Here is a 21028-nt window from a genome sequence, read left to right on the forward strand (position 1 = left end):
TCCACCCCCTGCTCGTGCCAGAGTCGGGGGACGCGGGGCACGTCGCCGCGTACTCTGGTCGCGCTTGCACTCCCCCAGGGACCCGCCAGCCAGGTGGGTCCACCGACCTGGACAGGAGCCCGCCGTGCTGATGCCCGTGACGCACCGGACGCTGCTTCTCAACGCCAGTCTCGAACCCCTCTGCGTCGTGAGCGTGCACCGCGCTGTCACGCTCGTCATGTCCGGGAAGGCGTCGATCCTCGAGACCGACGGCCGCGAGCTCCACTCGGAACGCACCTCGCTCCCGCTGCCCCTCGTGCTGTGCCTGACGCGGTACGTGCATGTCCCGATGCGCAAGGCGGTCGCCCCGACGCGGCGCACGGTCCTGCAGCGCGACGGTCACCGGTGCGCGTACTGCGGCGGGGGAGCGGACACGGTCGACCACGTGCTGCCCCGCTCGCGCGGCGGCCGGCACGAGTGGACCAACGTCGTCGCCGCGTGCAGCCGGTGCAACCACCGCAAAGCCGACCGGCTGCTCCACGAGATCGGCTGGGAGCTGCCGTTCGTCCCCCGTGCGCCGCGCGGCCTGGCGGCGCTCATGGCCGGCTCCCACGTCGACGAGCCCACCTGGAACGCGTACCTCGTCGCCTGAGCGGGCGTGCCCCGCCCGGCGGACCACCTGGGCGCCGTCCGTGGGACCCCGGGACGCCGCGGTGCGTGGCACACGCCAAGCGGCCCCCAAGGACGCCTCCCGAAAGTTTCCGGTCGGGGCATGATCGGGGGCAGACTGGGTGCCGTGACGACCAGGAGGTACGGGCCATGACGCACGACGACGTCGTACTCGTCGGGGTGGACGGCTCGGCGGCCAGCCTGCACGCGCTCGACTGGGCCGCCGGACAGGCCCGGGCGCACGGACGCCGGCTCCACATCGTGTGCTCGTACTCGCTGCCGTCGTTCACCGCCGCCTCGCTCGACGGCGGCTACGCGGCGCTCGACGACTCCGCGATCCAGGAGGGCGCCCGCGCGGTGCTCGCCGAGGCCCAGGCGCGGGTGGCCCCGTCGGGGACGCCGGTGACCGCGACGGTCGCGACCGGCGACGCCGCGGGCGTGCTCGTCGAGATGTCGCACGACGTGGCGCTCGCGGTCGTCGGCACGCGCGGGCGCGGCGGGTTCGCGGACCGCCTGCTCGGCACGGTGTCGTCGGCGCTCCCGGCGCACGCGGCCTGCCCGACGGTCGTGGTGCCCCTGCGCGGAACGGACTCCGTACGGACGGTGTCCGACGACGCGCCGCTCGAGCCCGTCGCGCCCGTGCGGCGCATCGTCGTCGGCATCGACGGGTCCCCGCAGGCGGACCTCGCGCTGCGCTGCGCCCTCCGGGAGGCCGAGGTGTGGGGCGCCGAGCTGACTGCCGTCGCGGGCGTGCCCGTGGGTGCCGGCAGCGGGATCCTCGCGTGGCTGCCCGCGTCCGTCGACCACGAGCAGGTGCTCGCGGACGCCGCGGAAGGCCTCAACGTCGTGGTCGACCGCGCGCTCGCCGACCACCCCGGGCTCACGGTGCGCCGGCACGTGCTCGACGGCACGGGCGCCGAGCTGCTGACGGAGTTCTCGACCGCCACCGACCTCATCGTGGTCGGCTCGCGCGGTCGCGGCGGGTTCGCCGGGCTGCTGCTGGGGTCGACGAGCCAGGCGGTGCTGCACCACGCGGTGTGCCCGGTGATGGTCGTGACGAGCCGGTGCAAGCAGTTCGCGGAGCGGACCGGCGAGGTGCCGCCCGAGCGCCGGGTCTGACCGGACGCTGCGGCCCGTGCGGGTGGCCGGCCTGCGCGGGCGGCCCGTGCGGGCGGTCAGGCAGGCGGCCCCTGCGGGCGGTCAGGCGGGCGGGGCCGCGGGGACGTCGGGCCGGCGCAGGAGCGCGGACAGCACGATCGTCGAGCGTGTGCGGGCCACGAACGGCTCGGCGGCGAGGCGCTCGACGACCTGCTCGAGGTGGCGCATGTCGTGCGCGCGGACCTGCAGCACCACGTCGACGTCGCCCGTGACGGTGCTCGCGGCGACGACCTCGGGGTAGTTCTCCACGGCGGCCCGCATCGTCGCCGGGCTCGTCGAGCCGTGGCAGTAGAGCTCGACGAACGCCTCCGTCGCCCAGCCCAGCGCCGCCGGGTCGAGCAGCACCGTGTACCCGCGCACGACGCCGCGCGCGCGCAGCCGGTCGACGCGCCGCTTGACCGCGGGCGCCGACAGCGACACCGCGGCCCCGATCTCCGCGTAGCTCGCCCGGGCGTCGACCGCGAGCTCGCGCAGGATCGCGGTGTCGAGGCCGTCGAGCGGGGCAGGCGTGGCGGTTCCGGCGGGGCGGTCCCAGGGGGCGGCGGGTGGCACGCGCTCATCATCCCGCACGCCCGCCGCGTGCCCCGGCGCCACGAGGAAGCGGGGGTGGGGAGTGCCGCTGACCGGGAAAGGGTATTCACGACCAAATGGTCCGGATCGGGCTATCTCACGAATCGCTACGGCGAGGAATGATTTTTCCGGGCAGCGCGGAACAAAGGGGACATATGGCCGTAACAATGCCGTTCTCGCCTTGCGTTCAAGTGGCGATTCCGCGAAAGTCGTGCCCGACGAGAGGCAGGGGCACCCATGGCGACTGTGCGCGAGGACCGACGGCTCGGCGGCATCCCGACCCAGCGCGAGGCCGGCGCGGCAGGAGCCCCACCCGAGGGCACGACCGCGGTGACGGCCGCGCCCGACGGGGCGACGCCGGACGCGACGGCAGCGCCCGGCGCCCGTGCCACGGTCACGACCGCGCCCGCGGCGACCCCGCTCGTCCCGTCGCCGGCCCCCGCTCCGGCGGTCGAGAGCATCGCCCCGGCCGAGGCCCCCGCGGTCGGCGCCGGCCTACCCGTTGCTGACGTACCCACCGCCGACGCACCCGATGCGGACGCACCCCGTGCCGACGCACCCCGTGCCGATGGGCCCGATGCGGCTCCGCAGCTCGCGCCGGCGTCGCCCGCCGCCCCCGCGCGGCGCCGCCGGGTCCGGACCGCCGTCGTCGTCGGCGCGGTCTCGCTCGTGCTCGGCGCGCTCGTCGCCGGCATCGTCGTGAAGGTCCAGCTGGACGCGCGCGCGGCCGAGCTCGCCCGCGCGCAGGGCCGGGTGGCGGCCGAGACCGCCGCACGCACGGCCGACGCCCGGTTCCTGGACGGGCGCACGCGCGCGGTCGAGCTCGCGTCGTCCGCCGCGTTCCGCTCGGCAGCCCTCGCGGACGTCGCCGCGGTGAGCCAGGCCGCCCAGGGCGTGCTCGCGGCGACCCCGCAGGCCGGCGACGCGCCGCGGGCCGCGCTCCAGGCTGCCGTCGACGCACTCGGTGCTGCGTCCGCCACGACCGGGAGCGGCTCCAACGTCGCGACGCTGCGCACTGCCGCAGCCGCCGTCGCCGCCCCGCAGCAGGCCGCGGTCGAGGCACAGGCCGCGTGGCAGGCCGCCGAGGACGCCCGCATCGCAGCCGAGCGTGCGGCGGCGGAGGCCGCAGCGGCCGCCGAGGCCCAGGCCGCCGAGCGGCGCGCCAACGCACGTCCGGCCGCACGCGCGCCCCGGCAGGCAGCCGCCCCGCGTGCCTCCTCCGGCGGCAGCGCACCGGCTGCTGCTGCCGCCGCCGCGCCGGCCGAGACCGCCGGGGGCTGGGCCGCCGGGGTCGAGTCGTACGGCGTCGGCGGGCTCGGCGAGGCGATCAACGCGCACCGTGCCGCCAACGGGCTCGGCCCGCTGAGCGTGTCCGGGTCCAGCTCGCTCGCGAACCACGCGGCGGACATGGCGGCGCAGTGGCGGATCTGGCACAGCGGCCGCGACCACATCGTCGGCTACGTCCAGCCCGCGAGCGCGAGCGCCATGATCTCCGCCTACGCGAACTCGGCGGGCCACAACGCGTGGCTCCTGTCCGACACCTCGCACGTGTCGATCGGCGCCGTGACGCTCAATGGGCGCCTCTTCACGGCGATGTCCTTCAGCTGAAGGCATCGCAGCCGACCGGCGCTGCGGCGGACCTGGCGCTGCAGCTGACCGGCGCTGCGGCTGACTGGCGCTGCGGCTGACCGGCGCCCAACCGACCGGCTCCCCAGCCGGCCGGCACCCCAGCCGGCCGGCTGCAGCGGCGGCACCCGACGTGCGGGCGCCGCCGCGTGCGCCCGGAGAACTCAGCGCAGGACGAGCGCGAGGCGGTCGAGCGCGAGGTCGAGGTCGTCGCGCCCGATGACGAGCGGCGGCGCGAGCCGGATCGTCGAGCCGTGCGTGTCCTTGACGAGCACGCCCTGCTCGAGCAGCCGCACGCACACGTCGCGCCCGGTGAACCGCGTGGGGTCGACGTCGACGCCGGCCCACAGGCCGACGGCCCGGAACCGCTCGACGAGCCCGTCGTCGGCGAGGCCCTGCAGGCGCTCGCGCAGGTGGACGCCCAGGGTGCGGGCGCGCTCCTGGTGCTCGCCGGTCGCGAGCAGCCCGGTCACCGCGAGGCCGACCGCGCACGCGAGCGGGTTGCCGCCGAACGTCGAGCCGTGCGTGCCGTACGTGAGCACGCCGAGCACGTCGGCCCGCCCGACGACGGCCGAGACGGGCACGATGCCGCCGCCGAGCGCCTTGCCCAGCGTCATGAGGTCGGGGCGCACGTCCCACAGCTCGCACGCGAACGTCGTCCCGGTGCGCCCGAGCCCCGACTGGATCTCGTCGGCCACGAGCAGCACGCCCGCGTCGTCGCACGCCGCGCGCACGGCCGGCCAGTAGCCGTCGGGCGGGATGACGACGCCCTGCTCGCCCTGGATCGGCTCGAGCAGGACCGCGACCGTGGTCTCGTCGATCGCGTCCCGCACCGCCGCCGCGTCGCCGTAGGGCACGAGGCGGAAGCCCGGGGTGTACGGCCCGAAGCCGGTCCGGGCGTCCTCGTCGTCGGAGAACGAGATGATCGTCGTCGTCCGGCCGTGGAAGTTGCCCGACGCGACGACGATGGTCGCCCGGTCCGGCGCGACACCCTTGACCTCGTAGCCCCACTTGCGGGCCGCCTTGATCGCGGTCTCGACGGCCTCCGCGCCGGTGTTCATGGGCAGCACCATCGGCGGGCCCACGACGTGCGGGGCGGCGAGCGCGGCGAGCGCGTCGGCGAACGGCCCGAGCAGGTCGTGGTCGAACGCCCGGGACGTGAGCGTGATCCGGTCGAGCTGCGCGTGCGCTGCCGCGAGCAGAGCCGGGTGCCCGTGGCCGAAGTTGAGCGCCGAGTACCCGGCCAGGAGGTCGAGGTAGTCGGCCCCCGCGGTGTCGCGCACCCAGGCGCCCGAGCCGGACGCGAGCGTCACGGGCAGCGGGTGGTAGTTCTGCGCGAGCGTCGGCGTGGCGCCGGAGGTGGGCCCGGCGACGGGCGGGACGACGGGCACCGTCGTGGTCATCGCGCGGCGCGGATCTCGAGCGTGCAGCACTTCGCGCCGCCGCCGCCCTTGAGCAGCTCGCTCGTGTCGACCGGGATCGGGTTCCAGCCGCGCTCGGTCAGCGCCGCCGCGAGGTCGACCGCGCTTGGCGCGACGACGACGTTCTTCCCGTCGCTCACCGCGTTGAGGCCCAGCGCCACCGCGTCGCGCTCGGTCGCGAGGATCGCGTCGGGGAAGACGCGCTCGAGCAGCTCCCGCGAGCGGTCGGAGAACGCCGGCGGGTAGTACGCGACCTGCGGGTCCGCCGGGTCGCTCGACAGCACCGCGAGCGCGGTGTCGAGGTGGTAGTAGTGCGGGTCGACGAGCTCGAGCGAGACGACCTCGCGGCCGAACAGCCGGGCGGCCTCCTCGTGCGCGGACTGGTCGGTCCGGAAGCCGGTTCCCGCGAGGACCACGTCGCCGACGACGAGCAGGTCGCCCTCGCCCTCGTTGATCTCCGAGGCGGTGTGCGTCACGTAGCCGCGGTCGGCGAACCACTTCTGGTACGCGGGACCCTCGGGTCCGCGCTCGGCGTACCGGAACCGTGCGGAGTACACGACACCGTCGACGACGGTCGCGCCGTTCGCCGCGTAGACCATGTCCGGGAGGCCCTCGATGGGGTCGATCGTCTCCACGGTGTGCCCGAGGTCGAGGTACACGTCGCGCAGCGTGCGCCACTGCCGGACGGCGAGGCCGGCGTCGGTGTGGCGCGTGACGTCCATCCACGGGTTGATCTCGTAGGAGACGGTGTAGTGCACGGGCTCGCACATGAGGAAGTGGCGGGGCGTCGCGGTGCGCTCGGTCGTGGGGGTCGCGGGCGTGGCGGACATCGGGCTCCTCGGCGTCGGGTCAGCGCGGGGCTGGGGGCGACGCGCCGGGCCGTGGGGGGCGGGCCCGGCGCGTCCTGAGGCCCGAGTGGTGCTCGGGCCGGGCACCCTCCGAGCGTACGAGCCGCCGGTGCGTCGACCTGGTACGCCGCGTTGCGCGTCGGGGTGCGGATCGTTGCGCCGTGCGGCGGTCCGGCGGCGATTCGTTGCGCGGGGCGGTGCGTGACGCGCGGTCGGTGCGTCGGGGTCCCGTCGCGGCCGCCGGTGCGGGCCCTCGGGCCCCGCGCGCCGGCGTGGGCCGCGGACGTCAGCGCAGCTCGCGCGCGACGCGGGCGAGCGCGAACCGCAGCATGAGCCCGAGCACGGGAGCGAGCACCGCGCCCGCGGGCACGGGCCCGGCGAGGACCACGCGCTCCGACCAGGTCACCCGCGCCCGGCCGGGGCCCGCGTCGGCCACGCGCACGGTGGCGTCGCCGAGCAGGAGCGGCCCGAGCTTCGTGAACAGCGCCTCCCCGGCGCGGTCGGCCGTCGGCGGCTCGAACCGGTCGAGGCGCATGCGGTCGAGCAGCCCGGGGGCGCCCCGGCGGGCGAACGGGCCCGACGTCGCCTCGAAGCGCGCGCCGAGCCGCAGGGGCCCGTCGGGCAGGTCGATGCGGGTCAGCGGGATCCACCGCTCGTGGTTGCGGCCCTCGAGCAGCAGGTCCCACGCGGCGCCGGCGCTCACCGGCAGGACGCGGCTCACGGCGACCTCGCGCCCACGGGGTTCGCCGCCCGCTCGCGGACGTCCGCCGGGGGAGCGGCTCACGCGTCGAGCGCCCGGAGCATCCGCACGAGCGCCACCTGGCGGTAGGACGAGTCGAGCAGCTCACGCACCTCGTCCCAGTCGACGGCCACGCCGAGGCGCAGCGCGAGCCACCCCGCGGGCCCGAAGTACGGCGGCGAGAAGAAGCGCTCGTCCTGCAGCAGCGCGGGCCGCTCCTCGGGGTCCGGCTTGAGGATCAGCGCGGGCTCGTCCGTCCCGCTCGACCCGTAGACCGCGAAGATCTTCTTGCCCGCGCGGAACGTCGGGCGACCCCACGCCTCGACCTCGACGGACTCCGGGAAGCGCGCCGCGACGTCGCGCACGTGCGCCAGGACCGGGTCGCCGTCGTCGTACATCCGGGGGTGCTCCATGCGTCCTCCTGGGACCGGGGCGGGCCGGGGGCCAGGGCGGCGGCGCTGCGCCGGCACTGCCCGTCCGCGCAGCCCAGGGTAGCGTCGGCGGCATGGAGACGCGTGTGCTGGGCAGGACGGGACGGTCGGTCGGAGTGGTGGGGCTGGGCTGCTGGCAGCTCGGCGGTGACTGGGGTGACGTCGCGGACGGCGACGCCCTCGCGGTGCTGGACGCCGCGGTCGCGGAGGGCGTGACGTTCCTCGACACGGCCGACGTGTACGGCGACGGGCGCAGCGAGCGGCTCGTCGGGCGGTTCCTCGAGGCGCAGCGCGCCGCGGGCGGCGTGGTGCCGACCGTCGCGACGAAGATGGGCCGCCGGGCGGCCCCGCACGACGCCGACGCGTACACGCTCGACGCGTTCCGGACCTGGAACGACCGCTCGCGCGAGAACCTCGGCGTCGACACGCTCGACCTCGTGCAGCTGCACTGCCCGCCCACCGAGGTCTACTCGCGCGACGCGGTGTACGACGCGCTCGACACCCTCGTCGAGGAGCGGCGCGTCGCGGCGTACGGCGTCTCCGTCGAGACGGTCGACGAGGCGCTCACCGCGATCGCCCGCCCGAACGTCGCGAGCATCCAGATCATCCTCAACGTGTTCCGCCGCAAGCCGCTCGAGCGGGTGCTCCCCGCGGCGCTCGACGCCGGCGTCGGGATCGTCGCGCGGGTCCCGCTCGCGAGCGGCCTGCTCTCGGGCAAGTACGACGCGAGCACGCAGTTCGCGGAGAACGACCACCGCACGTACAACCGGCAGGGCGAGGCGTTCGACGTCGGCGAGACGTTCGCGGGCGTCCCGTTCGAGGTCGGTGTCGCGGCGGCGCAGGAGGTCGCGGAGATCGGGCGCCGGGTGGCCCCCGACGCGACGACCGCGCAGCTCGCGCTGCGGTGGATCCTCGACCAGCCGGGCGTCTCGACGGTGATCCCCGGTGCCCGCAACGCCGAGCAGGCCCGCGCGAACGCTGCTGCGGCCGCGCTCGCCCCGCTCGACGCGGACGCCCTCGCCGCGCTCGCGGATGTGTACGACCGGTCGGTCCGGGAGCACGTGCACGGCCGCTGGTGACCCACAGCCGCTCGTGACCCACGGGAGCCGTCGGTGACCCGGCGCCGGTGACCAGCCGGCGCCGGGCCGCCGACCGGACGACGAAGGCCGCGCACCGGATCGCTCCGTGCGCGGCCTTCGTCGTCCCCGGGGGGGTGTGCTCGCCGTGCGTCAGCGGCGGCCCGGGCCCTGCGCCTCGATGACGCGCGGCGTCCCGCCGGTCTCCACGACCTCGACGACCTGCGGGAACCGCGCGGGCGGCTCCCCGAACGCGAGCCGAGCGCCCTCGATCACGGGCTTGCCGAGCGCACGCGCACCGGCGATGCCGACGGCCGCGCCGATGCCGAACGGCAGGAGCCGGCCGAAGAGCAGGCCACCCTGCTTCGCGGCCTGGTGCCGGACGAGGCGCTTGGTCAGCGTCGAGTTGACCTTCTTCACGGTGCCCGACGGCATGCGGGTGAGCAGCGTCCGTGCGAAGTGCACGCCGCTGATGCCCGCCGCGTCGCCGACGATCTCGCCACCCTGCTCGCCGAGGACCGTCGCGAGCAGCAGGGCCCGGCGGCGGTCGGTGTCCTGCACGTCGATGCCGTGCACGCTCGCCACGCCCAGCGCGAACGCCGACGACGCCGCGAAGAACGTGGCGACGTCGCTCGCGGTGAGCGTGAAGGCCACGCCGGTGCCGACGCCCGGGGCAGCCGCGGCGGCACCCACTGCACCGCCCGCGCCCTGGATGAGCAGGAGGTACTCCTTCTCGAGCATCCCGATGATCTGCGCCGGCGACGCCTCGGGGTTGCGCCGGCGCAGCGAGTCGACGTGCGCGTGGATGCGCTCGGACGGGATCGTCACGGCCCGGTCGAGCAGGCCGTCGGCGACGCTCTTGCGTCGCACGGTGCTCGGCTGCTCGGGCTTCGTGGTGCCGACCGTGGTGCCCGGCGGCGTGGCGTACCCGTTCTGGGCGGCCCAGTCGGTCGTCGTGACGTCCTTCGATCGGCGGCGCAGTCCCATCCGCTTCCCTCTCCTCGCGTCGTCCGCACCGGCAGGGGGGTTCGCCGGGCGGGTTCCTCGGTACAGGATCGTCGCCGCGGGGCCGGACCGCTCGCTCAGCGCTCGCCCGTGACCGTGAGATCGACGGTCGCGCCGGCCTCGATCGTGCGCCCGACCGTGCAGTGCAGGTCGATCGCCCGGTGCACCACGGCGATGAGCCGCTCGCGCTGGGCGGGGTCGAGCGGGCTCAGGTCGACGACGAGCTCCTCGGTCAGCGCCGGGTAGCGGTCCTCCTCGGGGTCGCTCAGCCCCGAGACGCGCACGGTGACCTCGACGTCGTCCCCGAGGCGGTGTGCGAGCGCGGTGTCGGCGCTCATGCCCGAGCAGCCTGCGAGCGCGATCTTGAGCAGCTCGCCGGGGGTGAACACCGCGCCGGCCTCGGCCGGCCCGATCAGCACCTCGGCGCCGCGTGAGCTGCGGCCGGTGTACGTGCGGCGCCCCGTGCGCTCGACCCAGAGCTCGGCCGGCGGCGGAGCCTCCGGCGTCGCGGGCAGGCTGGCTCCGGGCACGATCTCCGACGTCATCCCCGAATCCTCCCACGCACGCGTGGGGACGGTGCGAGCGCCGTCGGGCGGCGCGCTGGCCGGACGGTGGCCGATGCGGGGCGCGGGTGCCACGATGCAGGTCTCACGAGAGTCGGGGGGCGGGGTGAGCTGGGCACGTACCGACGTCGCGCTGACGAGCCGTCCTCTCACGAACCGGCTGCTGTCCGTGCTGTTCGTCGCGGCCGGCCTGCTCCACCTGGGAGTCGGCGCGATCAACCCGCCGGAGCGCCGCCCGGCGCCGTGGCTCGTGGTCGGCGTCCTGTACCTGGCGATCGGGCTGTGGCTGTACCGCACCCGGAACCGCGCGCGGGGGCCGTGGGTGGTCGCCGGGCTCATCGGCCTGGACATCGCCCTCGTCGCGCTCATGGCGGCCACGGCGCCGGTGGCCCCGGGTGCGCTGGCGATCCTGCTGCTCTGGGACATCCCCTTCATCTGGACCCTGTTCCGGCTGCGCCTCGCGCTGCCCGTCACGGTGCTCCAGGCGTCCCTCGGGGTGTGGATGATCCTGCGCGGCGCCTCGATGACCGGGGTCACGCAGACGCACCTCATCGTCGGCCCCGTGGCCGCGTTCGTGCTGACCGTCGGGGTCCTCGCGCTGTGCTCGCGCGTGCTGCTCAACGCGTTCGTCGCGATGCGCCGCACGTCGCTCGCGCTCGCCGCCGAGGCCGAGCACGCCGCGGTGCACGACCCCCTGACCGGCCTCGGCAACCGCGCCCTCTACGCCGAGCGCCTGCCGCACGCGGTGGCCCGGGCCGTCCGGCGCGGCACGCACGTGTGCGTCATGGTCATCGACCTCGACCAGTTCAAGCTCGTCAACGACAGCCTGGGGCACCATGTGGGCGACGAGCTCCTGCGGGCCGTCGGGCGGCTGCTCGTCGGCGCGTTCCGCGGGCAGGACACCGTGGCGCGGCTCGGGGGCGACGAGTTCGTCGTCATCTGCGAGGACCTCGCGGCGCCCGAGGACGGCGTCGCCGTCGCCCGGCACGTGCTGCGCTCGCTGCGGGAGCCGGTCGTCGCCGCCGGTCACGAGCTGTACGTCTCGGCGAGCATCGGCATGACGCTGATGCACGAGGCCGACGGCGGGCCCGAGGCGGCGCTGCGGGACGCCGACGCGGCGATGTACCAGGCGAAGCGGCGCGGGCGCGGGCTCGTCGAGGTGTACGACGAGGCGCTCCGCGAGTCTGTGACGCGGCAGCTCAGCATGGAGAACGGCCTGCGCCGCGCGCTCGACGGCCCGCCCGGCCCCGCGGGGACCGACGAGCTGCGGACCGTCTACCAGCCCATCGTCGACCTCCGCAGCGGCACGATCGTCGGCGCCGAGGCCCTCGCACGCTGGAGCAGCCCCGAGCTCGGCGAGGTCAGCCCCGAGGAGTTCATCCGGGTCGCCGAGAGCACCGGGCTCATCGTGCGGCTCGGTGAGCGGGTGCTCGACGACGCGCTCGAGGCGCTGCACACCTGGCGCCGGGTCCGCCCCGACATCACCGTCGCCGTCAACGTGTCCGCGCACGAGCTGCAGGGCAGCGACTACGCCGAGCGCGTCAGCGCGAGCGCGGACCGGCACCAGGTCGCGCTCACGTTCCTCAGCCTCGAGATCACCGAGCACACGGCGCTCGCGCAGAGCGCCGTCACGGTCGGGAACATCGGGCGCCTGTCGGCGCACGGGGTGCGGTTCTCCCTGGACGACTTCGGCACGGGGTACTCCTCGCTCGCGGCGCTGCGGCTCCTGCCGCTCGCGGCGCTCAAGATCGACATGACGCTGCGGGACGACCCGCCGGTGCTCCGCGCGTGCCGTGACCTGGGGACGGCGCTCGGGCTGCGCGTCATCGCCGAGGGCGTCGAGACCGACGCGTCGCGCGAGCGGTTCTCCGACCTCGACTACGAGTACGCGCAGGGGTTCCTGTTCGGGCGGCCGATGACGGGGGACGCTTTCGGAGCGCTGCTCGCGGAGGAGGTCGTGGGGCGCTGAGGCCCGGGGCGCTGAGGCCGGGGGCGCCGAGGCGTCCCGGGTCGTCCCACGGCGCCGCGGGCCGGACTCGACTTCGCTACGGTGGGCGCCGCCCCGACCGCTCGGTGCCGCGGTCCGACGCCACCGAGGAGAACCTGCTGATGACTCGCCCCACGACCGCCCGTCCTGCCCGGACGGTGCTGGTGTCCGTGCTCGTGGCTGCCGCGCTCGGCGGGTGCGGTGCGCCGGACTCGGGACCGGAGCCGGACCCGACGGAGTCCGTGGCCTCGGGATCCGGCGCGACCACCCCGACGGTCGCCCCCACCCCGACGCCCTCGCCCACCGCCGCGCCGGCGGCCCTGGCGTTCCATCCGGAGGGGCGCGTCGGCGACCTCCCGGCGAACGCACCCGAGGCCCAGGTCGTCGAGCTCCTGACGGCGCGGCTCGGTGCGGCGCCGGAGACCACCGACGCGGAGTACGCGTGCAAGGCACGGGGCGAGGCGGGGCGTGTGCTGGCGTGGCCCGGGCTTCGGGTGCTGGTGCTCGTGGCCGACCCCGAGGGCGGGGCGACGGACCCGTACGTCGGCGGCTGGGCGATGGTCGTCCAAGACGGGACCGACCCCGCGGTGACGACCCCGGAGGGACTGCGCACGGGTGACCCGGGGGAGCGCGTCGCCGAGCTCTACCCCGGATCGGTGGACTCCCCCCGGCCGAACCCGGCGCTGCGGTCGTGGCAGACCGCGCCCGCCCCGGGCTACACCGTCGTCACCGCGGACGACGGCAGCGGGGCGAAGGTCGGCGCCATCGGGAGCGGGTACGTCTGCCAGGCGCCCTGAGCGGACGTCCCCGTCACGGGCCCGGAACCGCGCCTGCGCACGCCCTGCGAGAACAGTCGTGAGTCGGAGGTCCGGGCACGGTTGGGGGGGCTTGCGCCGAAGGCGCGAGATGTCCGAGACCGGACAGGTGAAAATGCCCACGCGGGGGTGCCCGCCACCACTACGGTGTGCGCATCCGACCCGGCCTGACCCGGGCTCAGCCTTGGAGGCCTGCATGTCCAGCGAGTTCCCCCCGTCCGCGCCGCCCGTCGCGCCGGTGCCCGTCGCCCCGCCCGCGAACGTGGGCCGCGGAGCGCTCTTCACGCTCGCGACGATCCCCGTGGGTGTCGCCGTCTGGGTCCTGCTGTGGGGCTTCGGGTTCATCGCCTCGATCGTGGCGGCGCTCGTCGCGTTCCTCGCCGTGAAGCTGTACGTGCTCGGTGCGGGCCGCCTGACCCGCACCGGCGCGTTCGTGGTCCTGGCCGTCACGGTCGTGACCCTCGCCCTGGCGTTCGTCGGCGGCATCGCGTGGGACGCGGCGACCGCGGTCAGCGAGGAGGGCGACCTGAGCGCGTGGGGCGCCCTGACGGCCCCCGGCTTCTGGTCGTGGTTCTCGGAGATCCTCCCCGAGGTGCTCCCCGAGTACGGCACGGACATCGCGTGGGCCGCCGGCTTCGGTGCGCTCGGCGCGTTCACGACGCTCCGTGGCGCGTTCACGCAGCCGGAGGCGCCCGCCCCTGCCCCGGCGCCTGCCGGCGAGCCGACGGGCCCCGAGGCCCCCGGGTCGGTCTGACGTCGCGGTCCGCGCCCGGGTCGGGTGCGGACCGCTGGGCTTTTTGTGGGGGGGGACCGGAGAGAGTTGCCTCTTCTCCCCCCCCCCCCCTTCCCCCCTTTGTCTCCCCCCGGGACCTCACTGGTCGCCGGCCGGGGGGTGGTGGCCGGCGTCGTGCGTCACGGCTCGACCGTGACCTTGATGCCAGCGCCCGACCGCACGATCTCGATGCCCTCGACGATCTGGTCGAGCGGCAGGCGGTGGGTGATGAGATCCGCGACGGGCACGCTGCCGTCGGCGATGTAGGCGAGCGCCTGGCGGTTGTGCGCCGGGCTCGATCCGTTGGCGCCCACGATCGTGAGCTCCTTGTAGTGCACGAGGTTCGAGTCGAGCGTGATCGTCGGCTTGTCCTTGGGCAGCCCACCGAAGAAGCTGATCCGTCCCTGCGGCGCGAGCATGAGCAGCCCCTGCTCCTGCGCGGCGCCGGACGCGGCGGCGGTGATGACGACCGTCGCGCCCTTGCCGTCGAAGAACGCCTTCACCGCCTCGACGGGGTCCTCCTCGGCCGAGCACACGGCCAGGTCGGGCTGGACGACGGCCGACGCGAGGTCGAGCCGCGACCGGCTCAGCTCGACGAGCACGACCCGCTTCGCACCGCGGGCACGGGCGAGGCGCACGTGCAGGCAGCCGATCGGGCCCGAGCCGACGACGACGACGTCGTCGCCCTCGTGCACGTCCACGATCTCCTGCGCGTTGATCGCGCACGCGAACGGCTCCGCGACGCTGGCCTCCGCGAACGAGACGTTCTCGGGGATCCGGTTGAGGCCGTCGACCGCGAGGACCTCCTTCGGGACGATCGTGTACGGCGCGAAGCCGCCCTCGAAGTCGTAGCCCATCGAGACCTGGTTCGGGCAGATCGTCTCGGCGCCCGCGGTGCAGAAGTCGCAGCGGCCGCACGGGATGGCGGCGATGACCTGGACGCGGTCGCCCGGGACCCATCCCTCGACGCCCTCGCCGACGTCGACGACCTCGCCCGCGATCTCGTGGCCCATGATGCGCGGCGGCACGATGCGCTGGTGGCCGGCGGTCGAGATCTTCACGTCGGTGCCGCACATCGAGCAGGCGCGCACGCGGAGCTTGACCTCGCCGGGCCCGACCTGCGGCTCCGGGGCGTCCTCGAGGCGGACGTCACCGGGGGCGTAGAAGCGGAAGACGTTCATGACTCTCCTTCGTGTGACGTCGGGGGACGTCGTGGTGGGGTCGGCTGCCGCCGCGGGCGGGGCGGCGGCGCTCATGCGCGCACCACCCGGGGCCCGGCGGCCTCGATCTCCTCGGCGAGGTCGGGCTCGAGCTGGGAGTCGGTGATGAGGGTGTCGACGGCGGACAGCGGCGCGACCTGCGCGAAGTCGACGCGGCCGAACTTCGTGTGGTCCGTGAGGACGACCGTGCGGCGTGCGGCGGCGACGAGCGCGCGCTTCACGCGGGCCTCGACGAGGTCCGGGGTCGTGAGCCCACGCTCGGTGGTGATGCCGTTGGTGCCGAGGAACGCGACGTCGGCGTAGACGTCGGCCATCGCGCTCTCGGCCCAGGGGCCGACGGCGGCGAGGGTGCGCCCACGGACCGTCCCGCCGAGCAGGTGCAGCGTGATGTTCGGCCGGGCGGCGAGCAGCATCGCGACGGGCAGGCTGTGCGTGACGACGGTGAGCTCGCGCTCGGTCGGCAGCATCTCGGCGAGACGGATGGTCGTGGTCCCGGCGTCGAGGATGATCGAGCCGCCGTCGGGCAGCTCGTCGAGCGCGGCCTTGGCGATGCGTTCCTTCTGACCCGCCATGCGGGACTCGCGGTCCGCGACGGCGGGCTCGATGCCGAGCCGCTCGACCGGGATCGCGCCGCCGTGGACCCGGCGCAGGAGTCCCCGGCGCTCGAGCGCGGTGAGGTCGCGGCGCACCGTCTCCGGCGTGACGTCCAGCGCGTCGGCGAGGTCCTTGACCTCCGCCCGGCCGTCCCGGCGTGCCCGGGCCAGGATCTCCTGCTGACGCTCCGTCGCGTACACGAGTGCCCCTCACAGCGGTGTGCGATGGTCCGATTCCGCCGGATCCATCTGTGTAAGGGCCTGTCTAGTTCCGTTTGGACCCGAAGTCAACATCCGATCGACTCCGTTTTGGCTTGGCTCTGTCTGCTTCTGTGGTTCAGGCCCACAACGGAGGAGCCGCGCCGGGACGAAGGGCCCACGGACGACCGCCCGCCGCACGGACCCCACCGAGCCGCCGCACGACCGCGACCGGCGAGGCACGGACGTAGGCTCGGGCGCGTGACCGTGCTCCTCGACCCGCCGCTGTGGCCGCAGCACGGCCGCCTCTGGTCGCACCTCGTGAGCGACGTCTCGCTCGACGAGCTCCACGCGTTCGCCGAGCGCGCCGGCATCCCCCGCCGCGGATTCGACCGCGACCACTACGACGTCCCCGACGAGCGCTACGACGAGCTCGTCCGGCTCGGCGCCGAGCCCGTCGGCACCCGTGACCTCGTCCGACGGCTGCGCGCGTCCGGGCTGCGCGTCACCGCACGCGAGCGCCGCGACTGACCGACAGGGCTCCCGTCGACATCCCCTCCGAGACTTCACGGGCCGGTGAGGACCACGACGGCGGACCGCACGAAGAGCACAGGTGCAGCCGCGACCCTCGCCAGACGACAGGACCGGCGAGATGGTGAGAGGACGTGGGTCGTCCCGCAACCCGAGCGGACGGCCGGCTCGGTCGAGGAGGATCGACGTGTCAGGAAACAGAGCTGTCGCGTACAAGGGCCCGGGCAAGGTCGAGGTCATCGACATCGACTACCCGACGTTCGAGCTGAGGGACGGACCCGGCGTCAACCCCGCCAACGTCGGGCGCGAGGTGCACCACGGCGCGATCCTGAAGACGGTCGCGACCAACATCTGCGGCTCGGACCAGCACATGGTCCGCGGTCGTACCACCGCGCCGGCGAACCTCGTCCTCGGCCACGAGATCACCGGTGAGGTGGTCGAGGTGGGCCGCGACGTGGAGTTCGTCAAGGTGGGCGACCTCGTCTCGGTGCCCTTCAACATCGCGTGCGGTCGCTGTCGCAACTGCAAGGAGCGCAAGACGGGCATCTGTCTCAACGTCAACCCCGACCGCCCGGGCAGCGCCTACGGCTACGTGGACATGGGTGGGTGGGTGGGGGGCCAGGCGGAGTACGTGCTCGTGCCCTACGCGGACTGGAACCTGCTGACGTTCCCCGACAAGGACCGGGCGATGGAGAAGATCCTCGACCTGGCCATGCTGTCGGACATCTTCCCCACGGGCTTCCACGGTGCGGTCACCGCAGGCGTGGGGGTCGGCGCGACCGTCTACGTGGCCGGGGCCGGACCGGTCGGCCTCGCAGCCGCCACCGGTGCCCAGCTGCTGGGTGCAGCCGTCGTCATCGTCGGCGACATGGTCGAGGACCGGCTTGCTCAGGCACGGAGCTTCGGCTGCGAGACGATCGACGTCTCGAAGGGCGACCCCGCGGAGCAGATCGAGCAGATCCTCGGAGTGCCCGAGGTGGACTGCGGTGTGGACGCCGTCGGCTTCGAGGCCCGCGGTCACGGCCAGGACGCGAGCCACGAGGCACCCGCCACGGTGCTCAACTCGCTCATGGACATCACCAAGGCGGGCGGGGCGCTCGGCATCCCCGGCCTGTACGTGACAGGCGACCCGGGTGGTATCGACGAGGCGGCGCAGAAGGGTTCGCTCTCCCTCAGCCTGGGGACGGGCTGGGCCAAGTCGCTGTCCTTCACCACCGGCCAGTGCCCGGTCATGAAGTACAACCGTGACCTGATGAAGGCGATCCTGCACGACCGGGTGAGCATCGCGAAGAACGTCAACGCCCAGCCGATCACGCTCGAGACGGCCCCGCAGGGCTACGCCGAGTTCGACGCGGGCGCGGCTCAGAAGTACGTGCTCGACCCGAACGGGTACCTCGGCGCGGCGTGACACCCACGCAACGAGCCCGGGCCACGCGCGGGTCCGGGCTCGCTGTCCGTCACGCCGCCGCGCGCTCCAGCCGGATGACGATGCTCTTGCTCGTGGGGGTGTTGGAGTCGTCGGCGGTCGAGTCGAGCGGAACCAGCACGTTGGTCTCGGGGAAGTACGACGCCGCACACCCCTTCGCGGTGTCGTACGCGACGACGCGGAAGCCCTCGGCCCGCCGCTCCACCCCGTCGGTGAACTCGGAGACGAGGTCCACCACGTCGCCGTCGGTGAACCCGAGCTCGAGGAGGTCGGCCGCATTGACCATGACGACACGGCGCCCGCCGGAGATGCCGCGGTAGCGGTCGTCCGGGCCGTAGACCGTGGTGTTGTACTGGTCGTGCGACCGCATGGTCTGGAGGAGCAGACGACCGGGCGGCACGGTCGGCCACCACAGCGGGGTCCGGGTGAAGTGCGCCTTGGTGCTGGTCGTCTCGAAGGTCCGGACGTCGTGCGGCCCGTGCGGCAGCCGGAAGCCCCCCGGCACGTCGATCCGCCGCTCGTAGTCGACGAACCCGGGCACGACGGCCTCGATGTGCCGGCGGATCACCCGGTAGTCGTCCTCCATCGCCTGCCAGTCCGCCTGCGGACTGCCGGGGCGTGCCCGGCCCTGCTCGTCGTGGAAGACCGCCCGGGCGAGCCGGCACACGATCGCGATCTCGGAGAGCAGATCCGGCGCGGGAGGCGGGAGGTGCCCCGACGACGCGTGGACCATCGACATGGAGTCCTCGACCGTGACCCGCTGCCGACCGGTCCGCTGCGCGTCGAGGTCCGAGCGTCCGAGGGTCGGCAGGATGATCGCGGTGCGCCCCGGGGCGAGGTGGGAGTGGTTGAGCTTGGTGCTGACCTGGACGGTCATGGCGCAGGAGCGCAGCGCCGCCTCGGTCACGGCCGTGTCCGGCGCGGCCTTGAGGAAGTTGCCGCCCATCCCCATGAAGAAGCACACCCGGCCGTCCCTCATGGCGCGGATGGTGTTGACGGTGTCGTGTCCCGCCTCGCGGGGGCTCGCGAACGAGAACTCCGCCTCCAGCCGGTCGAGGAAGGGCTGCGGCATCTTCTCGAAGATGCCCATCGTCCGGTCGCCCTGGACGTTGGAGTGCCCGCGCACGGGCAGCAGCCCCGCGCCGGGCTTCCCGAGGTTCCCCTGCAGCAGGACGAGGTTGACGATCTCCTTGATCGTCGCGACGGCGTGCTTGTGCTGGGTCAGACCCATGGCCCACGCGACGACGGTGCGGTCCGAGTCGAGAAGCAGCTCACCCACCTCGCGGAGGGCGGTCTCGGTGAGTCCCGTCGCCTCCTCGATGTCGCTCCACGGGGTGGCCCGCAGCCCGTCGAGGTACTCCTCGAGGCCGGCGGTGTGCCGCTCGAGGAAGGCGTGGTCGAGCACGCTGGTCATGCCGATGGTCCGCCGCCCGGCCTCCTCGGCCTCCAGGAGGTGCTTCCCGAGCCCCTGGAAGACGCCGAGGTCGCCGCCGAGGCGGACCTGCAGGTGGACGTCGGCGATGCGCGTCCCGCGTCCGACCATGCCGTGCACCGTCTGCGGGTTGCGGTAGCGGCTGAGTCCCGCCTCGGGCAGGGGATTCACCGCCACGATCACGGCTCCCTGCTGCTTGGCCTTCTCGAGCGAGGTGAGCATCCGCGGGTGGTTGGTGCCGGGGTTCTGCCCCGCGATGATGATGAGCCCGGCGGTCTCGACGTCGTGCAGCGTCACCGACCCCTTGCCGATGCCGATCGTCGTGCCGAGCGCCTCGCCGGACGACTCGTGGCACATGTTGGAGCAGTCCGGCAGGTTGTTCGTCCCCAGTCCCCGCACCATGAGCTGGTAGAGGAAGGCGGCCTCGTTCGACGTGCGGCCGGACGTGTAGAAGGCAGCCTGGTCGGGGCTGTCGAGTCCGTGCAGCTCGCGGGCGATGCGGTCGAACGCCGCCTCCCAGGTGATCGGGCTGTAGTGGCTGGCCCCGTCCTCACGGATCATGGGAGTCGTCAGACGTCCCTGCCGGTTGAGCCAGTAGTCGTCGCGGGCAGCCAGGTCGTCGATCGAGTGCTCGGCGAAGAGCTCCGGCCGGACGCGCTTGCGGGTCGCCTCGGAGGCGAGGGCCTTGGCGCCGTTCTCGCAGAACTCGGCGTGGCTGCGGTCCGGGGCGTTCGGGTCGGGCCAGGCGCAGCTCATGCAGTCGAAGCCGCCGGGCTGGTTCATCCTCAGCAGACCGCTGGCTGAGCGCACCGGGCCCATCTCCCGGACGGCGTGCCGCATGGCCGTCGTCACGCCGGGCAGTCCCGCGGCCGTGCGCTTGGGCGGGCTCACCTTCACCGCCGGCTGGTCGATGTCGTCCGAGGGCGTCGTTGCCATCTCGTCATGCTACGACCGGCGGCCGGGGAGTCAGGTGCCAGGCCTGCGCGTCTGGCCGGCGCGCGAGAGGGTGTGGCCATGCGGCTGACCAAGCGGTGGAGGGTGCAGCGGATGACGGCCTCGGGCCTGGTGCACGAGCGCGCGGACGAGCTCGCAGGCGAGGAGCCGCTCGAGATCCGCATCCACGGCACCCCGTTCACAATCACGATGCGCACACCCGGCAACGACGTGGACCTCGTCGCCGGCTTCCTCGTCTCCGAGGGGGTGGTCCGGGCCGAGAGGGACATCGCGACGATCAGCCACCGCGGGGGCATCGGTGCTACGGGGGAACGGGACTACAACGTCGTGGACGTCCGCCTCGCCGCCGGCGTCGACCTCCCCGACACCTCGCTGCAGCGGCACGTGTACACGTCGAGCAGCTGCGGCGTGTGCGGCACCGCCTCGATCGAGGCCGTGCGCAAGGTCAGCCCGTTCGACGTGCCCGGCGACGGGGCCACCGTGCGGCTGGACCATCTCCTGGCCCTCCCGGAGCGGCTGCGGGCGCAGCAGGCGGTGTTCGGCCGGACCGGTGGGGTGCACGCTGCGGCGTTGTTCGTCCCCGTCGGTGGCCCCACCACCCGGTCCGAACCTCGGCTCGCCTGCGTGCGGGAGGACGTCGGCCGGCACAACGCCGTGGACAAGGTGGTCGGGTGGGCCCTCCGAGACGGCCTGCTCCCCCTGCGCGGCGCCGTTCTCCAGGTGTCGGGACGGACGTCGTTCGAGCTGGTCCAGAAGGCTGCGATGGCCGGTGTCCCGGTCCTCTCGGCGGTCTCGGCGCCCTCGGCGCTCGCTGTCGAGCTGGCCGAGGAGCTCGGGCTCACGCTCGTGGCCTTCAACCGCGGAGAGACGCTCAACGCGTACACGCACACGTCTCGCCTCCGGGCTGCTCCCACGGCGCCGGGACTCTGACGGCGGCGCCTCGGGGAGCCCGTGCTCGGTGCCGTGACCGGCGCGGGCGAACCTCCCGACGACCGTGCGAGATCCGCACGGCGCA

Annotated in this window: 20 protein-coding genes; 10 read left to right on the forward strand and 10 right to left on the reverse strand. The window is 74.3% G+C overall.

Going from position 1 to position 21028, the window contains the following annotated elements; all coding sequences use genetic code 11:
• The first annotated feature begins 130 nt into the window (after positions 1-130).
• Together ACWFNE_RS19310 and ACWFNE_RS19315 are read left to right on the forward strand one after the other, a co-directional pair.
• Positions 131-631 carry an HNH endonuclease gene (locus tag ACWFNE_RS19310; protein ID WP_452124070.1) on the forward strand — a complete coding sequence of 167 codons (501 nt, stop codon included), beginning with the start codon at positions 131-133 and terminating at the stop codon, positions 629-631.
• A 167-nt stretch (positions 632-798) separates the two neighbouring features.
• Positions 799-1767, forward strand: coding sequence for a universal stress protein (locus ACWFNE_RS19315; protein WP_452124041.1), 969 nt, complete (start codon positions 799-801; stop codon positions 1765-1767).
• A gap of 81 nt (positions 1768-1848) precedes the next feature.
• Here ACWFNE_RS19315 and ACWFNE_RS19320 read toward each other — a convergent pair whose 3' ends face one another.
• The gene (locus tag ACWFNE_RS19320; protein ID WP_452124042.1) at positions 1849-2358 is read right to left on the reverse strand and encodes an Lrp/AsnC family transcriptional regulator; all 510 of its coding nucleotides are present in this window, start codon (positions 2356-2358) and stop codon (positions 1849-1851) included.
• Positions 2359-2613: 255 nt separating this feature from the next.
• On the opposite strand from ACWFNE_RS19320, the gene ACWFNE_RS19325 reads away from it, so the two are divergent.
• On the forward strand, positions 2614-3984 hold the full coding sequence (locus ACWFNE_RS19325; RefSeq protein WP_452124043.1) for a hypothetical protein: 1371 nt from the start codon (positions 2614-2616) through the stop codon (positions 3982-3984).
• Between the two features lie 182 nt (positions 3985-4166).
• Here ACWFNE_RS19325 and rocD read toward each other — a convergent pair whose 3' ends face one another.
• The 4 genes from rocD to ACWFNE_RS19345 form a co-directional block, all read right to left on the reverse strand.
• Positions 4167-5405 carry an ornithine--oxo-acid transaminase gene (rocD, locus tag ACWFNE_RS19330; protein WP_452124044.1) on the reverse strand — a complete coding sequence of 413 codons (1239 nt, stop codon included), beginning with the start codon at positions 5403-5405 and terminating at the stop codon, positions 4167-4169.
• Entirely contained in the window at positions 5402-6253 is an 852-nt protein-coding gene (gene ddaH / locus ACWFNE_RS19335; RefSeq protein ID WP_452124045.1) for a dimethylargininase, read from the reverse strand. Before ddaH ends, rocD begins: the two co-directional genes overlap by 4 nt.
• Before the next feature lie 304 nt (positions 6254-6557).
• Positions 6558-6992, reverse strand: coding sequence for a hypothetical protein (locus ACWFNE_RS19340; protein ID WP_452124046.1), 435 nt, complete (start codon positions 6990-6992; stop codon positions 6558-6560).
• A gap of 59 nt (positions 6993-7051) precedes the next feature.
• The gene (locus ACWFNE_RS19345) at positions 7052-7423 is read right to left on the reverse strand and encodes an MmcQ/YjbR family DNA-binding protein (protein WP_452124047.1); all 372 of its coding nucleotides are present in this window, start codon (positions 7421-7423) and stop codon (positions 7052-7054) included.
• Positions 7424-7515: 92 nt separating this feature from the next.
• Between ACWFNE_RS19345 and ACWFNE_RS19350 the strand changes: the two genes are divergently transcribed.
• A complete protein-coding gene (locus tag ACWFNE_RS19350; protein WP_452124048.1) occupies positions 7516-8520 on the forward strand; it encodes an aldo/keto reductase in 1005 nt (334 codons plus the stop codon).
• Positions 8521-8670: 150 nt separating this feature from the next.
• Here ACWFNE_RS19350 and ACWFNE_RS19355 read toward each other — a convergent pair whose 3' ends face one another.
• Together ACWFNE_RS19355 and ACWFNE_RS19360 are read right to left on the reverse strand one after the other, a co-directional pair.
• Positions 8671-9504 carry a hypothetical protein gene (locus tag ACWFNE_RS19355; protein ID WP_452124049.1) on the reverse strand — a complete coding sequence of 278 codons (834 nt, stop codon included), beginning with the start codon at positions 9502-9504 and terminating at the stop codon, positions 8671-8673.
• 95 nt (positions 9505-9599) lie between these two features.
• Positions 9600-10067, reverse strand: a complete 468-nt coding sequence (locus ACWFNE_RS19360; RefSeq protein ID WP_452124050.1) for an OsmC family protein — start codon at positions 10065-10067, stop codon at positions 9600-9602.
• Positions 10068-10191: 124 nt separating this feature from the next.
• Between ACWFNE_RS19360 and ACWFNE_RS19365 the strand changes: the two genes are divergently transcribed.
• The 3 genes from ACWFNE_RS19365 to ACWFNE_RS19375 all read left to right on the forward strand — a co-directional run bounded on the left by ACWFNE_RS19365 (position 10192) and on the right by ACWFNE_RS19375 (position 13641).
• Positions 10192-12054, forward strand: a complete 1863-nt coding sequence (locus tag ACWFNE_RS19365) for a putative bifunctional diguanylate cyclase/phosphodiesterase (protein ID WP_452124051.1) — start codon at positions 10192-10194, stop codon at positions 12052-12054.
• Positions 12055-12194: 140 nt separating this feature from the next.
• Positions 12195-12869, forward strand: a complete 675-nt coding sequence (locus ACWFNE_RS19370) for a hypothetical protein (protein WP_452124052.1) — start codon at positions 12195-12197, stop codon at positions 12867-12869.
• Between the two features lie 214 nt (positions 12870-13083).
• Positions 13084-13641, forward strand: a complete 558-nt coding sequence (locus ACWFNE_RS19375) for a hypothetical protein (RefSeq protein WP_452124053.1) — start codon at positions 13084-13086, stop codon at positions 13639-13641.
• 158 nt (positions 13642-13799) lie between these two features.
• Here the strand turns inward: ACWFNE_RS19375 and ACWFNE_RS19380 are convergent, their stop codons facing one another.
• Positions 13800-14915 (reverse strand): zinc-dependent dehydrogenase, encoded by a 1116-nt coding sequence (locus tag ACWFNE_RS19380; protein WP_452124054.1) that lies wholly within the window; start codon positions 14913-14915, stop codon positions 13800-13802.
• Positions 14912-15673, reverse strand: coding sequence for a DeoR/GlpR family DNA-binding transcription regulator (locus tag ACWFNE_RS19385; RefSeq protein ID WP_452124055.1), 762 nt, complete (start codon positions 15671-15673; stop codon positions 14912-14914). Before ACWFNE_RS19385 ends, ACWFNE_RS19380 begins: the two co-directional genes overlap by 4 nt.
• Positions 15674-15931: 258 nt before the next feature.
• On the opposite strand from ACWFNE_RS19385, the gene ACWFNE_RS19390 reads away from it, so the two are divergent.
• Both ACWFNE_RS19390 and fdhA read left to right on the forward strand, forming a co-directional pair.
• Positions 15932-16201 carry a DUF4031 domain-containing protein gene (locus ACWFNE_RS19390; protein ID WP_452124056.1) on the forward strand — a complete coding sequence of 90 codons (270 nt, stop codon included), beginning with the start codon at positions 15932-15934 and terminating at the stop codon, positions 16199-16201.
• 187 nt (positions 16202-16388) lie between these two features.
• The gene (fdhA, locus tag ACWFNE_RS19395) at positions 16389-17609 is read left to right on the forward strand and encodes a formaldehyde dehydrogenase, glutathione-independent (RefSeq protein ID WP_452124057.1); all 1221 of its coding nucleotides are present in this window, start codon (positions 16389-16391) and stop codon (positions 17607-17609) included.
• Positions 17610-17658: 49 nt separating this feature from the next.
• Here the strand turns inward: fdhA and ACWFNE_RS19400 are convergent, their stop codons facing one another.
• Positions 17659-19995: an FdhF/YdeP family oxidoreductase gene (locus ACWFNE_RS19400; RefSeq protein WP_452124058.1), complete on the reverse strand. Its 2337-nt coding sequence runs from the start codon at positions 19993-19995 to the stop codon at positions 17659-17661.
• 78 nt (positions 19996-20073) lie between these two features.
• Here ACWFNE_RS19400 and fdhD point away from each other — a divergent pair, with 78 nt between their 5' ends.
• Positions 20074-20943: a formate dehydrogenase accessory sulfurtransferase FdhD gene (fdhD, locus tag ACWFNE_RS19405; protein WP_452124059.1), complete on the forward strand. Its 870-nt coding sequence runs from the start codon at positions 20074-20076 to the stop codon at positions 20941-20943.
• The last annotated feature ends 85 nt before the right edge of the window (positions 20944-21028 follow it).

The sequence above is a fragment of the Cellulomonas sp. NPDC055163 genome, assembly GCF_053607065.1.

Excerpts from the sequence above, each read along its gene's own strand:
- ACWFNE_RS19345 (WP_452124047.1), bottom strand. The coding sequence starts at position 7,423 with ATGGAGCACCCCCGGATGTACGACGACGGCGACCCGGTCCTGGCGCAC.
- fdhD (WP_452124059.1), top strand. The coding sequence starts at position 20,074 with ATGCGGCTGACCAAGCGGTGGAGGGTGCAGCGGATGACGGCCTCGGGC.
- rocD (WP_452124044.1), bottom strand. The coding sequence starts at position 5,405 with ATGACCACGACGGTGCCCGTCGTCCCGCCCGTCGCCGGGCCCACCTCC.
- ACWFNE_RS19310 (WP_452124070.1), top strand. The coding sequence starts at position 131 with ATGCCCGTGACGCACCGGACGCTGCTTCTCAACGCCAGTCTCGAACCC.
- ddaH (WP_452124045.1), bottom strand. The coding sequence starts at position 6,253 with ATGTCCGCCACGCCCGCGACCCCCACGACCGAGCGCACCGCGACGCCC.
- ACWFNE_RS19350 (WP_452124048.1), top strand. The coding sequence starts at position 7,516 with ATGGAGACGCGTGTGCTGGGCAGGACGGGACGGTCGGTCGGAGTGGTG.
- ACWFNE_RS19325 (WP_452124043.1), top strand. The coding sequence starts at position 2,614 with ATGGCGACTGTGCGCGAGGACCGACGGCTCGGCGGCATCCCGACCCAG.
- ACWFNE_RS19370 (WP_452124052.1), top strand. The coding sequence starts at position 12,195 with ATGACTCGCCCCACGACCGCCCGTCCTGCCCGGACGGTGCTGGTGTCC.
- ACWFNE_RS19375 (WP_452124053.1), top strand. The coding sequence starts at position 13,084 with ATGTCCAGCGAGTTCCCCCCGTCCGCGCCGCCCGTCGCGCCGGTGCCC.
- ACWFNE_RS19355 (WP_452124049.1), bottom strand. The coding sequence starts at position 9,504 with ATGGGACTGCGCCGCCGATCGAAGGACGTCACGACGACCGACTGGGCC.
- ACWFNE_RS19360 (WP_452124050.1), bottom strand. The coding sequence starts at position 10,067 with ATGACGTCGGAGATCGTGCCCGGAGCCAGCCTGCCCGCGACGCCGGAG.
- ACWFNE_RS19380 (WP_452124054.1), bottom strand. The coding sequence starts at position 14,915 with ATGAGCGCCGCCGCCCCGCCCGCGGCGGCAGCCGACCCCACCACGACG.
- ACWFNE_RS19400 (WP_452124058.1), bottom strand. The coding sequence starts at position 19,995 with ATGGCAACGACGCCCTCGGACGACATCGACCAGCCGGCGGTGAAGGTG.
- ACWFNE_RS19315 (WP_452124041.1), top strand. The coding sequence starts at position 799 with ATGACGCACGACGACGTCGTACTCGTCGGGGTGGACGGCTCGGCGGCC.